Source organism: Streptomyces sp. NPDC038707 (assembly GCF_040636485.1).
Classification (GTDB): Bacteria; Actinomycetota; Actinomycetes; order Streptomycetales; family Streptomycetaceae; genus Streptomyces.
Genome location: NZ_JBEZUP010000023.1, coordinates 62,273 through 74,975, shown reverse-complemented (window position 1 = coordinate 74,975; position 12,703 = coordinate 62,273). Strand labels below are relative to the sequence as shown.

Below are 12,703 nucleotides of genomic sequence, written 5' to 3'. Positions count from 1 at the left end.
GAGAGGGGTGGGGGACGGAGGCGCGCGGTTCAAGATCGTTCACGGGCTCGATTATCGACCGGCCGGGTACCGGACCGGCGGCCGGGGCACGGTCGAGGGACGGTCACGTGCGGTACGCCACACGGGTTGCCTCGTGCGTGTGAGAGGTCCGCCACGTGCCCCCACGGCCGGTTCGCGTACGCTGACGAGTCACTCGCGTGGGTCCGCGCGGGCCGGAGACACCGCTCGCTCCGGCCGTACGACAGGGAGTCCCCGTCCCGTCGGTCCGCCCCGCGCGAGGGATCATCTGGGAGGTACGTACATGTCCGGCACGACGACGGCCGCCATGGGGCGGCAGCGGCGGGCGGCCGGGGCCGGTGCCGACCGGTGGGTGGTCCTCGTCGTCCTGTGCGCCAGCCTGCTGCTCGTCGCCCTCGACGCCACCGTGCTGCACGTGGCGGTGCCCGCCGTCACCGAGGACCTCCGGCCCGGCGCCGAGGAACTGCTGTGGATCGTCGACGTCTATCCGCTGGTCTGCGCCTCGCTGCTGATCCTCTTCGGGACCCTGGGCGACCGGATCGGCCGCAGACGGGTGCTGTTGCTCGGGTACGGCCTCTTCGGCATCGCCTCGGCCATGGCCGCGTTCGCCTGGAGCGCGCCGATGCTCATCCTCGCCCGCGCGCTGCTCGGCGCCGGCGGCGCGATGATCATGCCGGCGACCCTGTCGATCCTCCGCCAGGTCTTTCCCGACCGGCGCGAACGGGCCCTCGCCATCGGCGTGTGGAGCGCGGTGGCGGCGGTCGGCGCGGCGGTCGGACCGCTGCTCGGCGGGTTCCTGCTGGAGCACTTCTGGTGGGGCTCGGTCTTCCTGGTCAACATACCGTTGATGCTGGTCAGCCTTCCGGTGGGCCGGATGCTGCTGCCGGAGTCCCGGGACACGGCCGGCGGCTCCTGGGACGTGACCGGCGCGCTGTTCGCGGCGGGCGGGCTGTTCGGCGCCGTCCTCGGGGTGAAGCGGCTCGGCGGCGGGGAGGCGGTGGCGAGCCCGGTCACCGTGCTGCCCCTGCTGGCCGGCGCGGCCCTCCTCTTCCTCTTCGTACGGCGCCAGCGGCGGCATCCGCATCCGCTGGTGGAGCTGCGGATGTTCGCCCGGCCCGCGTTCGGCACCTCGGTGGGCTGCATCGTGCTGGCCATGCTCGCGCTGGTCGGCCTGGAACTGGTCGCCGCCCAGTACCTGCAACTCGTGCTCGGCCTGTCCCCGCTCGAGACCGGGCTCAGGCTGCTGCCGCTGACCGTCGCGGCGATGGCGGCGGGCCTGGCGGGCGCGCGGGTGCTGCGCCGCTTCGGGCCGCGCCGGATGGTGTGCGCGGGGTTCTGCCTGACGGCCGCCGCGGTGCTGGTGCTGACCGCGATGGGCGGCACCGACGATCCGCCGCTGCTGCTGGCCGGGTTCGTGCTGCTCGGCCTGGGGCTGGAGACCACCCTCTTCGGCGCGTACGAGTCGATGCTGAGCGAGGCCCCGGCCGGCCAGGCCGGCGGGGTGGCGGCGATCGGCGAGACGTCGTACCAGCTCGGCGCTGGCATCGGCATCGCGCTGCTGGGCAGCGTGATGAACGCGGCCTACGCCCCGGGACTCCGCTCGGTGCCGGGTGTGCCCCGGCCCGCGTCCGACGCGGCGGGCCACTCGCTCGGCGAGGCGTACGAGGTGGCCGGCCGGCTCGGCGGGGGCGCCGGTGCCGCGCTGCGCCGGGCGGCGCGGGACTCCTTCGTGCACGGGCTGCATGTGACGCTGCTGGTGAGCGCGGGTCTGTTGCTGCTGGGCGCGCTGCTTTCGCTGCGTCTGCCGCGGGTCATGCAGTGTGGCGAGGAACCGGCAGGCGGCGAGGTCGGACTGCCGGCCCCCCGGGAGGCGGAACGGACGGCCGACAAGCCCCGGGTCAGGGCCTGACCCGGGCCCCGACCGCCCGGGACCCGGCGGGTTGCGCACGGCACCCCATGCCGCTCTCTGCCCCGGGCGTCGGGCAGTGAGGGGTGGCCGTGCCGGTGCTGTCCCGGGGTGGGAGGGTCGCGGAGGTGATGCGGCTTCTGCCGTGCGGGTCGTTCCGTGCCGGCCCGGGTACCCCGGTCATCACGTCGGCCCGGGCTCTGGCCGTGTGGCGGCCGGTGGTGGCCGGCTCCGGTTGGGGCGTCGTGTCCGTCTCTGCCTCGGGCGTCGGGCCGTGAGGGGTGGCACGGGCCATCAGCTCCGCGTAGGCGGGGTGGTAGGGCTTGTAGAGGTCACTGTCGATGTCCGCGAGGCCACCGTGCTGGTTGAGCAGGGCGGCCACCATCTCGGTGACCCGGCTCTTGCCCGCGCCGGGCTGCCCAACGAGGAACACGACGGTCGGTGTCTCCCGAGAGTCCCGACCCGCGAGGAGGTCAGGCACGATCCGCTCGCGGAAGATCCGCTGGTTCTCTGCTTCGGGCAGCCGGTACCGCTCGACCTCTGCCGGGTCTATCACGCGATCCTCCCCAGCACCTCGCGGGCGAGCTGCGCGTAGCCGGCGCGGGCCTCGGCAATCTGCTCGCGGTTGGTGGAGCGCAGGCCCTCGCGCTCGTGGGCGAGCCGGGCCTGAGCCGTCCGGGCTTCGGCGATGACCGCCTGGTCCGGCTCGGGCTTGGCCTCCTCGGAGGCGATGAGCGCGCTGTAGGCGCCGACCGCCCCGTTGACCGCCTCGATCGCTGCCTCGTACGCGGCCGTCTCCTCGTTCGACCACTCGTACGGGTCCAGCTGGTCGGTGATGCTGACTCCGCTGTTCGGCATGTTGATCCCCCTTCGTTTCTCAGTAACATCTTGCTGTACTGCCGTGCCGGGCCGCAGGTAGGTTTCCCGCCCGCAGCCCGGACGCCTATCGGCCGGCACCGCGCAGGGCGCCCGCGGTGATCCGGAACGGCTCCTTCTGCCCCACCTCCTCGGTGACCAGGCGCTCCAGATAGTCGCGTACGGCGGACGGCCGCTCATCGAACGTCTGAAGGTGGTCGCGGTCGGGGTGGTCCAGGACCACGAAGGCCAGAGCCCTGGCGAACGTGACGGGACCGGTGCCGTCATAGCCCCACGGGACGTCGGTAAGGGTGGAGCGAGGGTCGGAGGGCAGGATGTCGCAGCGGCCGTCCGGCAGGCGCACGAACACCGTCATCGACCCAGGGGTCCCCAGCAGCTCCGCGTCGTCGGGGTAGGGATCCACCGGCAGGGCACGGGGCCGCTCCACCACAAGGGCACCGGACTCCGTGTTGTGCAGCACCAGCCAATGCCGAACTCCATCGCCGTCGCCGCGGCGGCGGGCAGCTGCGCGCGGGCCCCGGGCCCGGCCGCTCTGGACGTGCGGCAGACTCCGCCGTAACGTCGGCCCGAGAGTCGTAACTAGCGGTGCTAGTTTTGTCGCGTTTCCGTCCCGGAGGGTGTCTCATGTCCGCGTCCGCGAAGCTGCCCCCGTTCGATGCCGCCGACCCGCTCGGCATCGACGACCTGCTCGAACCGGAGGACCTGGCGGTCCGGGACACGGTCCGCGGCTGGGCGGCCGACCGCATCCTGCCGTACGTCGCCGACTGGTACGAGAAGGGCGAGCTGCCCGGCATCCGGGACCTCGCCCGCGAACTCGGCTCCCTCGGCGCGCTCGGCATGTCGCTCACCGGTTACGGCTGCGCGGGCGCGAGCGCCGTGCAGTACGGCCTGGCCTGCCTGGAGCTGGAGGCGGCCGACTCGGGCATCCGGTCGCTGGTCTCCGTGCAGGGCTCCCTCGCGATGTACGCCATCCACCGGTTCGGCAGCGAGGAGCAGAAGCGGGAGTGGCTGCCGCGCATGGCGGCCGGCGAGGTGATCGGCTGCTTCGGGCTGACCGAGCCCGACCACGGCTCCGACCCCGCCTCCATGCGCACCCACGCCAAGCGCGACGGCGACGACTGGGTGCTCAACGGCCGCAAGATGTGGATCACCAACGGCTCGGTCGCCGGGGTGGCCGTGGTCTGGGCGCGGACCGAGGAGGGCGTGCGCGGCTTCGTCGTCCCCACCGACAGCCCCGGCTTCTCGGCGCCGGAGATCAAGCACAAGTGGTCCCTGCGCGCCTCCGTCACCAGCGAACTGGTCCTGGACGACGTACGGCTGCCCGGCACCGCCGTGCTGCCGGAGGTCACCGGGCTGCGCGGACCGCTCAGCTGTCTGTCGCACGCCCGCTACGGCATCGTGTGGGGCGCGATGGGCGCCGCGCGCAGCAGCTTCGAGGCGGCCCTGGACTATGCGAGGTCACGGGAGCAGTTCGGGCGGCCCATCGGCGGCTTCCAGCTCACCCAGGCCAAGCTCGCCGACATGGCGGTGGAACTGCACAAGGGGATCCTGCTCGCCCACCATCTGGGGCGGCGGATGGACGCCGGCCGGCTGCGTCCGGAACAGGTCAGTTTCGGCAAGCTGAACAACGTCCGCGAGGCCATCGAGATCTGCCGTACGGCGCGGACGATCCTCGGTGCCAACGGGATCTCCCTGGAGTACCCGGTGATGCGGCACGCGACCAATCTGGAGTCGGTGCTCACCTACGAGGGCACCGTCGAGATGCACCAGCTGGTGCTGGGCAAGGCGCTCACCGGGCTGGACGCCTTCCGGTGAGCCCCCTGGCAGGGCGGGGCCGTCAGCGGCCCTGCCTCAGCTCTGGTTGAAGAAGCCGTCGGAGCGGTGCGCGGACGCCTCGCCGCTGATGATCTCCGTATCGGCCGGGGTGAGCAGGAACACGCGGTTGGACACGCGGTCGATCGAGCCGCGCAGCCCGAAGATGAGCCCGGCCGCGAAGTCCACGACCCGCTTGGCGTCGCCGGGCTCCATGTTGGTGAGGTTCATGATGACCGGGACTCCGTCCCGGAACAGCTCGCCGATGGCGCGGGCGTCCCGGAAGCTGTCCGGGGTCACCGTGCCGATCCGGCGGCCCTTCTCCTCGGCGGTGTCCGTGGCCACCCGCACGCGCGGGTCGGTGACCCAGGCGTCCCCGGACTCGGTGCCCTCGGAGTAGTCGTCGTCGTAGTAGCGCTCGTCATCGTTGTCGTCGACGAGGCCGAGCCATGCACTCGCCTTGCGTACCGATCCCATGGACGCCTCCTCTCACAGCGGTCTTTCTTGCTTTCCGCATCCCTATCGTCATCCATGATGCGGACGGCGCGCCAAGTGGATAGACGCCGCGCGGGGGGTTTGTGACGGTACTGGTGCACAGCAGATCCGTCGAGAGTCCTTGTGCCCCAAGGGTCGTGACTCATACCGCTGCTGACTGAGAGTGAAATATGATTGTTCCCGGCGGACGGGTGAGAAGGGGTGCGTCCGGGTGATCCTGACAGGGGCTCAGGCGGGCTCCGGCCGGTCGCCGGAGCCCGCCCGCTCCGTCAGTTGCGCTGTTCCGGCGGGCTGATGCGGGACTCCTCGATCGCCGAGCCGGTCGTCCCCCACTTCTTGAGAATCCGCTCGTAGGAGCCGTCGGAGAGCAGCTTGTTGACGGCCGCCTGGAAGGCCGGCGCCAGCTTCGAGCCCTTCTTGAAGGCGAAGCCCACATCCAGGCGGTGGTACTCGTTGAGGAACTTGAGACCCCCCTGATGGGCGACGGCATAGCGCAGCCCGTTGATCGTCGACATCACCACATCGCTGCGGCCCTGCTGGAGCGAGGACCACACGGCGCTCGGCTCGCCGTACGTCTGCACCGAGTACGCCTTCTTGCCGGCGTCCGAGCACACGTGCTTGTTCTGCTCCAGCGTGGCCTCGAAGGTGGTGCCGGCGCCGGTCGCCACGTTCAGGCCGCACAGCTGCTTCAGGTCGGTGACCTTCGCCAGCTCGCTGTCCTTGCGGGTGGCGAAGCCCTGGCCGTCGTTGATGTAGGTGACGAAGTCGACGGTCTTGCGGCGCTCGTCGGTGACGCCGAAGTTGCTCGCCCCGAAGTCGTACTTGCCGCTGTCCAGCGCGGGCAGGATCGCGTCGAAGCTCGCCTGTTCCACCTTCAGCTTGATGCCGAGCACCCGGGCCACCGCCTGGGTGAAATCGACGTCCTGGCCGGTCAGGGTCTTGCCGTCGCTGAGGTAGGCGGTGCCGGGCGGGGTGCCGCCGACGCTGACCGCGACGGTGAGGCGCGTGGTTCCGGCGGGCAGCAGCTTCGCCGCGGCCGGGTCCTTCCGGATGGCGGACACGACATCGGTGGTGGGCACCTCGGCGTTCTTGGCCGCCACTTGCGAGGCGTCCGTGCCGTCCGTGCCGCCGGAGCCGGAACCGCAGGCGGTGAGCAGCAGGGCGGCCGAGGTAATGGCGGTAAAGGGCATGACGTACCGAAAAATGGGCGTACGCATCGGTCAGCGGTCTCCTGGGAGCAGACGGGTGTGCGACAGCGCGAGGGGAGGGGGCGCGTGTGAAGGCAGGGGGGAGAGGCAAGAGAACGCGAGGAGGCCCGCCGGAACGGCGGGCGCGCGCAGGGGGTCAGCTCAACAGGAAGAGGACCACACGCGACCGAAGTCGATGTGGGAGCGGGTGACCAGCCACTGCTGTGGATGCATGGGCCAAGTGGAACAGGCATCCGGTGCGGCGTCAACTGACTTGAGATGTACGGCTCACAGTATGGACAGCCTTGACAGCGGACCGAAACGCCCCCGTACTCTCGGCGTACGGCCCTGCTGAGGGGCTCGGCCGTATCCGCGCCGCGCGGCGCCCCCGTGTGAAGGCACCACCTTCGTTCCGACGATTCACGCGTCACGGAGCCTTCGCATGTCATCCGACACCCTCGCCAAAGTCCCCGCCCCGGCCCAGACCCCCGAACCCGCCGACGCCCCGCGGATCGTCCCGCAGCGCCGCTACGGCCAGTGGGCGGCGGCCGCCGTCGTCCTCGCGCTGCTCGGGTTCGCCGTCAACTCCGTCCTGCGCAACAAGGCGTTCCAGTGGGACGTCGTCGCCGACTACTTCACCTCGGACGCCATCCTGCGCGGACTGTGGCTCACCCTGTGGCTGACCGCCGTGGTGATGGTCCTCGGCTTCGCCCTCGGCACCCTGCTCGCCGCGTTCCGGCTGTCCGCCAATCCCGTGCTGCGGGCGGTCAGCTGGGGCTACGTCTGGCTGTTCCGGTCCATCCCGATCCTGGTGCAGCTGCTGCTGTGGTTCAACATCGGGGCGCTGTACCCGCAGGTGTTCGGCGTGAAGACCGTCAACCTGCTCACCCCGGTCGCCGTCGCCATCGTCGGCCTCACCCTGCACGAGGCCGCCTTCGCCGCCGAGGTCGTCCGCGGCGGCATCCTCTCCGTCGACCGCGGGCAGATCGAGGCCGCCCAGGCGCTCGGCCTCGGCCGCGGCCGGCGCTGGTGGCGGATCGTGCTGCCGCAGGCCATGCGCTCCATCGTGCCGCCCGCCGCCAACATGCTGGTCGGCACCCTCAAGGGCACCTCGATCGTCAGCATCATCGCCGTCAACGACCTGCTGTTCTCCGCCCAGTTGGTCTACCACCGCACCTACCAGGTGATCCCGCTGCTGATGGTCGCCACCCTCTGGTACGCCGTGGTCACCTCGCTGCTCGGCATCGGCCAGTACTACGTCGAGAAGCGCTACGCGCGCGGCACGGAGCGGACCCGATGAGGCAGCAGCTGGTGATCGTCGGGGCCGGGCCGCGGGGGACCGGCGTCCTCGAACGCCTCGCCGCCAACGCGCCCGCCCTGTACCCGGGCGAGGGCCTGGACATCCACCTGGTCGACCCCCACCCGCCGGGCGGCGGACGCATATGGCGCCAGGAGCAGTCCCCGCTGCTGTGGATGAACTCGCACGCCGAGGACGTCACCATGTTCACCGACGACACGGTGGCCATGGACGGCCCGGTACGCCCGGGCCCCACCCTGCACGAGTGGGCCGGGCTGGACGGCCGCGTCTTCCCCGACCGGCGGCTCCAGGGCCGCTACCTGCGCTGGGTCTACGAACGGGCCCGGGACGCCCTGCCCCCGAACGTCACCGTCCACCATCACCCCCGGCGCGCCCTCAGGATCAGCGGGCCCCGCGAGGGCCGCCAGCAGGTGTGGCTGGACGGCCTCCCGCGCCCGCTCCCGGCCGACCTGGTGATCCTCGCCCTGGGCCACCTGGACGCCGAACTCGACGGCGAGCAGGCCGCGCTGGCCGCCTACGCCCGGGAACACGGCCTGGCGCACCTGCCGCCCGACTTCACCGCCGACAGCGACCTGTCCGCGCTGGGGGCCGGCGAACCCGTCCTCGTGCGCGGCTTCGGACTGGCCTTCGTCGACCTGATGGTGCTGCTCACCGAGGGCCGCGGCGGACGGTACGAAGGGGAAACGTATCTGCCCTCGGGACGCGAGCCGGTGCTCTACGTCGGCTCCCGGCGCGGAGTGCCGTACCACTCGAAGATCGGCTACGACCTCACCGGCGACCGGCCGCCGCTGCCCCGCTTCCTCGGTCCCGCCGAGGTGGACGCCCTGCTGGCCCTCCCGGGCGGCCCGGACTTCCGGCGCGATGTGTGGCCGCTGGTCGAGAAGGAGCTGGGCTTCGCCCACTACCACCGGCTGTTCACCGCCCACCCCGGGCGCACGGCGATGGCCTGGCGGGACTTCGAGGAGAAGTACGCGGCGGCCGACGGCCCCGCCGAGCTGCGGGCGCTGGCCGCCGCCGCCGTGCCCGACCCGGCCGACAGGCTCGACCTCGCCGCGCTCGACCACCCGCTGGACGGCGTGCGCTACGCCTCCCACGACGCCTTCCAGGACGGGCTGCGGGACTACATCGACGCGGACCTGCGGCGCCGTCACGACCCCGCCCACAGCCCCGACCTGGCCGTCTTCCTCGGACTGCTCTCCGTCTACGGGCAACTGGTGCGGCTCGGCGACATCGGCCCCTGGTGGCACGGCTTCTTCAGCTACCTGGCGTCCGGGCCGCCCGGACCCCGGCTGCGGCAGATGCTCGCGCTGTCCCGGGCCGGGCTGCTCCGGTTCGTCGGCGCGGGCATGACCGTCACCGCCGAGGACGGGGTGTTCCGGGCCGCCAGCCCCACCGTGCCCGGCTTCTCCGTCACCGCCCGGGCGCTGGTGGAGGCCCGGCTGCCCGAGCCCGCCGTCGGCCGGGCCCGCGACGGCCTGCTGCGGGATCTGCGCGCCGACGGCGCCGCCGAGACCCCCGACGGGCTGCTCCGGGTCGACCCCGGCGACGGCCGGATCCTGGACACCGCCGGGCGTCCGCACCCGCGGCGGTTCGCGCTCGGCCCCTACACCGACGTCCGCGCCCCCGGCGCGTTCACCCGGCCGCGCACCGGCGGCCCCGCGTTCCGGCAGAACGACGCGACCGCCCGGGCGGCGCTGTCCTTCCTCACCTCCCAGGCGGCCCCGGGCGCGGCCTCACCAGCGAAGGAACTCACACGATGAGCGTCATGGTCGACATCCGGTCGGTGTACAAGAGCTTCGGCTCGCTCGATGTGCTCAAGGGCATCGACCTCACGGTGCGCGCCGGTGAGGTCACCGTCGTGCTCGGCCCCTCCGGCTCCGGCAAGTCCACCCTGCTGCGCACCATCAACCACCTGGAGAAGGTGGACCGGGGCGAGATCAGCGTGGACGGCGCGCTGGTGGGCTACCGGCGGGCCGGGAACAAGCTGCACGAGCTGCCCGAGCGCGAGGTGCTGCGGCAGCGCACCCGGATCGGCTTCGTCTTCCAGAACTTCAACCTCTTCCCCCATCTCACCGTCCTGGAGAACATCGTCGAGGCACCGGTGTCCGCGCTGAAGCGGCCCCGGAAGGCGGCCGAGGAGAGCGCGCACCGGCTGCTGGAGCGGGTGGGGCTCGGGGACAAGGCCGGTTCCTATCCGCGGCAGCTGTCCGGCGGGCAGCAGCAGCGGGTGGCCATCGCGCGGGCGCTCGCGCTGGAGCCGAAGCTGCTCCTGTTCGACGAGCCGACGTCCGCGCTCGACCCCGAGCTGGTGGGAGAGGTGCTGGACGTCATCCGGGACCTGGCGGCCCAGGGCACCACGATGATCGTCGTCACCCATGAGATCGCGTTCGCCCGCGAGGTCGCCGACACGGTGGTGTTCATGGCCGACGGCCGGATCGTGGAACAGGGCACCCCGGAACAGGTGCTGGGCGCCCCGCGCGAGGAGCGGACCCGGACGTTCCTGGCGAAGGTGCTGTGAGCGTGGGGGCCGAGGGGATGGGGCGCGGGTGCCGCTCCGGCAGGGGGCGCGGTCCCGGCGGAGCGCGGAAAGCGCGGGCACGGCAAGAGGTGAGGCGGGGACAGGGCGCGCGGAGGCGGCCCGCGGCGGGGAAGGGGCCGGCATGAGGGGGCTGCTGCATCTCGCCGCCGCGCTCGATCTGCCCGGGGTGTGCGACGGCGGGGCGTACACCGCGCTGGCGGGGCTCGCCGAGCGCGGCGGGCTGGACTTCGTGACGCTGGACGACTCCCTCGCCCGGCCCGGGCCCGACGCGCTCGGCGTGCTGTGCCGGGTGGCGCCCGCGACCCGGCGGATCGGGCTGGTGCCGACGGTCACCACCACCCACACCGAGCCCTTCCGGGTACAGGCCGCCGTGGCCACCCTGGACTGGGTCAGCCGGGGCCGGGCCGGCTGGCGGATCGACGTGTCCGCCACCGAGGGGGAGGCCCGGCTGTTCGGCCGGGGGCACCCGGCGTCCGCCGACGCCCTGTGGCGGGAGGCGGGCGAGGTCGCCGACGTGGCCGCGCGGCTGTGGGACAGCTGGGAGGACGGCGCCGAGATCCGGGACGCGGCCACCGGCCGCTTCCTCGACGGGGACCGGGTGCACCGCGTGGACTTCACCGGCACCGCCTTCTCGGTCCGGGGCCCCTCGACCGTGCCCCGGCCGCCCCAGGGCCACCCCGTGCGCGTGGTCGACGCCACCGATGCCCACGCCCATGCCGTCGCCGCCCGCCACGCCGACGTGGCCCTGGTCCGGGCGGCCTCCCCGGCCCAGGCCGCGGCGGTGCGGGAGCGGCTGCGGGAGCAGGCCGGCGCCTTCGGACGGGACCCGGACACGCTGCGGGTGCTGGTGAGCCTGCTGGTGGACCTCGGCGAGGGCGAGTACGCGGCCGAGCCAGGATGGGGGTCCCCCCTGTTCGAGCGAAGCCGAGAACTCGGGGGCGGCGGCGGGCCGCGGCCCACCGTGCGCGGCCCGCTGTACCGGGGCGGGCCGGTCGACCTGGCGGAGCTGGTGGCCTCCTGGCACGCCGAAGGCGTCACCGACGGCTTCCACTTCGTGCCGGTCGAACCGCGCCGCGATCTGGAGCGGCTGGTCAACGGCACGGTGGCGCTGCTCCAGCACCGCGGCCTGTTCCGCACCTTCTATCCCGGCGGCACCCTGCGCGAGCACCTGGGCCTGGCCCGGCCCGCCAACCGGTACGCCGCCCCGGGGGCGCCGGCCGTGGCCCGGGAGGCGTCATGACCGTACGACGACAGCTGCACCTGGCGGCCGCGCCGCCGGGCGGGGGCCGGGCCGACGCGGGCACCGACGACCCGGCCGGCCTGGGACCCGACGCCGTGTGGGCCGGCGCGCGCGCCGCTTCCCGGACCGCGTTCGCCTCCTACGAACGGCTGGCCGGCACCGCGGAGCGCGGCCTGTTCGACTTCCTCCTGCTGGACGAGGAACCGCCGCTGCCCGAGCACCGGGGACGGCCGCACGAGCCGGCCCCGGCCGGCGGGCCGGAGCCGGTCGCCGTACTGCACGCGCTCGCCGGGGTCACCACCCGGCTCGGCCTCGCCGCCGGCGTGAACGCCGCCTACGCGGAGCCGTACGGACTCGCCCGCGGGCTGGCCACCCTGGACCACCTGAGCGCGGGCCGGGCGGGCTGGCGGGTGAGGGCCTTCGCGGACCTGCGCTCCGGCGCCGACCACCGCTTCGCGAGCCCTTGTGACCCGTACGGCCGGGCGAGCGAACTCGTCCTGGCCGCACGGACGTTATGGGAGTCCTGGACCCCCGAGGGGACGCCCCGGCCGTTCGCCTACCGGGGCCGGCACTTCGACATCGCGGGCGAGTTCGGCCTGCCCCGCTCGCCGCAGGGCCGCCCCGTGGTGATCCGGTCCGGCGAGTCCGAGCGGGCCCGGGAACTGGCCGCGGCCTCGGCCGACGTCCTCCTCGTCCGGCACGCCCCGCCCCGGCGGGCCCGGGCCCGCCGCGCCGACGTCCGGCGGCGGCTCGCGGCGTACGGCCGTGGCCCCGGGGACCTGAGGGTGATGTCCCGGATCACCGTCGTCCTCGGGGACACCGCGGCCGAGGCGCAGGAGCGGGCCGCCGGGATCCGGCGGCGGCTGATCACCCCGCGCCAGGCGCTGTACGCGGTGGAGCGGCTCTGGGGGACGGACCTGTCCGGGTACGACCCCGACGGCCCGCTGCCCCGGACGGCGCCCCGCGGCCGGGACCGGCGTACGCTCGCGCTCGCCGCGCGCTGGCGGGCGCTGGCCGACGAGAAGGGGCTCTCCCTGCGGGAGACCGTGATCGAGGCGAGCGGCCGGCAGTCCTTCGTCGGCACGCCCGGCTCGGTCGCCGCCGAGCTGCACCGGTACGCCGAGGAGGGGGCCGCCGACGGCTTCCTGCTGGCCCCGCAACTCCCGGACGGACTGGAGGAGTTCGTGGACCAGGTGGTGCCGCTGCTCCAGGAGCGCTCCGCGTTCCGCACGGAATACCGGGGCGAGACGTTCCGCTCCCATCTCGGGGTGCCGGGAGGGACGACGGATGACGACGGATGACACTGAGGAAA

Annotated in this window: 12 protein-coding genes; 7 read left to right on the top strand and 5 right to left on the bottom strand. The window is 73.2% G+C overall.

Features of this window, described 5'->3' with window-relative positions:
- Positions 1-301 precede the first annotated feature (301 nt).
- The gene (locus tag AB0E62_RS27040; RefSeq protein ID WP_362198993.1) at positions 302-1,927 is read left to right on the top strand and encodes an MFS transporter; all 1,626 of its coding nucleotides are present in this window, start codon (positions 302-304) and stop codon (positions 1,925-1,927) included.
- On the opposite strand, the gene AB0E62_RS27035 is transcribed toward AB0E62_RS27040, so the two are convergent.
- From AB0E62_RS27035 to AB0E62_RS27025, 3 genes are all read right to left on the bottom strand, one after another.
- A complete protein-coding gene (locus AB0E62_RS27035; protein WP_362198990.1) occupies positions 1,917-2,480 on the bottom strand; it encodes a zeta toxin family protein in 564 nt (187 codons plus the stop codon). The genes AB0E62_RS27040 and AB0E62_RS27035 overlap by 11 nt on opposite strands.
- Entirely contained in the window at positions 2,477-2,782 is a 306-nt protein-coding gene (locus tag AB0E62_RS27030) for a hypothetical protein (RefSeq protein WP_362198987.1), read from the bottom strand. The genes AB0E62_RS27035 and AB0E62_RS27030 overlap by 4 nt, the downstream gene beginning before the upstream one ends.
- 85 nt (positions 2,783-2,867) lie before the next feature.
- Complete coding sequence (locus AB0E62_RS27025) at positions 2,868-3,260, bottom strand: hypothetical protein (protein WP_362198984.1); 393 nt, start codon at positions 3,258-3,260, stop codon at positions 2,868-2,870.
- A 164-nt stretch (positions 3,261-3,424) separates the two neighbouring features.
- Here AB0E62_RS27025 and AB0E62_RS27020 point away from each other — a divergent pair, with 164 nt between their 5' ends.
- Positions 3,425-4,615, top strand: coding sequence for an acyl-CoA dehydrogenase family protein (locus AB0E62_RS27020; RefSeq protein WP_362198981.1), 1,191 nt, complete (start codon positions 3,425-3,427; stop codon positions 4,613-4,615).
- Between the two features lie 36 nt (positions 4,616-4,651).
- Here the strand turns inward: AB0E62_RS27020 and AB0E62_RS27015 are convergent, their stop codons facing one another.
- Positions 4,652-5,089, bottom strand: a complete 438-nt coding sequence (locus AB0E62_RS27015; protein WP_030790534.1) for a cell division protein SepF — start codon at positions 5,087-5,089, stop codon at positions 4,652-4,654.
- A 287-nt stretch (positions 5,090-5,376) separates the two neighbouring features.
- Positions 5,377-6,297 carry an ABC transporter substrate-binding protein gene (locus tag AB0E62_RS27010; RefSeq protein WP_362198978.1) on the bottom strand — a complete coding sequence of 307 codons (921 nt, stop codon included), beginning with the start codon at positions 6,295-6,297 and terminating at the stop codon, positions 5,377-5,379.
- Positions 6,298-6,736: 439 nt separating this feature from the next.
- On the opposite strand from AB0E62_RS27010, the gene AB0E62_RS27005 reads away from it, so the two are divergent.
- The 5 genes from AB0E62_RS27005 (at position 6,737) to AB0E62_RS26985 (ending at position 12,692) form a co-directional block, all read left to right on the top strand.
- The gene (locus tag AB0E62_RS27005) at positions 6,737-7,594 is read left to right on the top strand and encodes an amino acid ABC transporter permease (protein ID WP_362198975.1); all 858 of its coding nucleotides are present in this window, start codon (positions 6,737-6,739) and stop codon (positions 7,592-7,594) included.
- On the top strand, positions 7,591-9,372 hold the full coding sequence (locus tag AB0E62_RS27000) for an FAD/NAD(P)-binding protein (protein WP_362198972.1): 1,782 nt from the start codon (positions 7,591-7,593) through the stop codon (positions 9,370-9,372). Before AB0E62_RS27005 ends, AB0E62_RS27000 begins: the two co-directional genes overlap by 4 nt.
- Positions 9,369-10,130, top strand: coding sequence for an amino acid ABC transporter ATP-binding protein (locus tag AB0E62_RS26995; protein ID WP_362198969.1), 762 nt, complete (start codon positions 9,369-9,371; stop codon positions 10,128-10,130). The genes AB0E62_RS27000 and AB0E62_RS26995 overlap by 4 nt, the downstream gene beginning before the upstream one ends.
- Before the next feature lie 142 nt (positions 10,131-10,272).
- A complete protein-coding gene (locus AB0E62_RS26990) occupies positions 10,273-11,391 on the top strand; it encodes an LLM class flavin-dependent oxidoreductase (RefSeq protein ID WP_362198966.1) in 1,119 nt (372 codons plus the stop codon).
- Entirely contained in the window at positions 11,388-12,692 is a 1,305-nt protein-coding gene (locus tag AB0E62_RS26985; RefSeq protein WP_362198963.1) for an NtaA/DmoA family FMN-dependent monooxygenase, read from the top strand. Before AB0E62_RS26990 ends, AB0E62_RS26985 begins: the two co-directional genes overlap by 4 nt.
- Positions 12,693-12,703: the final 11 nt, after the last annotated feature.

What these genes read in the sequence shown, in the direction of transcription:
- AB0E62_RS27005 (WP_362198975.1), top strand. Translation starts at nt 6,737, where the DNA reads ATGTCATCCGACACCCTCGCCAAAGTCCCCGCCCCGGCCCAGACCCCC.
- AB0E62_RS27010 (WP_362198978.1), bottom strand. Translation starts at nt 6,297, where the DNA reads ATGCCCTTTACCGCCATTACCTCGGCCGCCCTGCTGCTCACCGCCTGC.
- AB0E62_RS27040 (WP_362198993.1), top strand. Translation starts at nt 302, where the DNA reads ATGTCCGGCACGACGACGGCCGCCATGGGGCGGCAGCGGCGGGCGGCC.
- AB0E62_RS27000 (WP_362198972.1), top strand. Translation starts at nt 7,591, where the DNA reads ATGAGGCAGCAGCTGGTGATCGTCGGGGCCGGGCCGCGGGGGACCGGC.
- AB0E62_RS27030 (WP_362198987.1), bottom strand. Translation starts at nt 2,782, where the DNA reads ATGCCGAACAGCGGAGTCAGCATCACCGACCAGCTGGACCCGTACGAG.
- AB0E62_RS27020 (WP_362198981.1), top strand. Translation starts at nt 3,425, where the DNA reads ATGTCCGCGTCCGCGAAGCTGCCCCCGTTCGATGCCGCCGACCCGCTC.
- AB0E62_RS27015 (WP_030790534.1), bottom strand. Translation starts at nt 5,089, where the DNA reads ATGGGATCGGTACGCAAGGCGAGTGCATGGCTCGGCCTCGTCGACGAC.
- AB0E62_RS26990 (WP_362198966.1), top strand. Translation starts at nt 10,273, where the DNA reads ATGAGGGGGCTGCTGCATCTCGCCGCCGCGCTCGATCTGCCCGGGGTG.
- AB0E62_RS26985 (WP_362198963.1), top strand. Translation starts at nt 11,388, where the DNA reads ATGACCGTACGACGACAGCTGCACCTGGCGGCCGCGCCGCCGGGCGGG.
- AB0E62_RS26995 (WP_362198969.1), top strand. Translation starts at nt 9,369, where the DNA reads ATGAGCGTCATGGTCGACATCCGGTCGGTGTACAAGAGCTTCGGCTCG.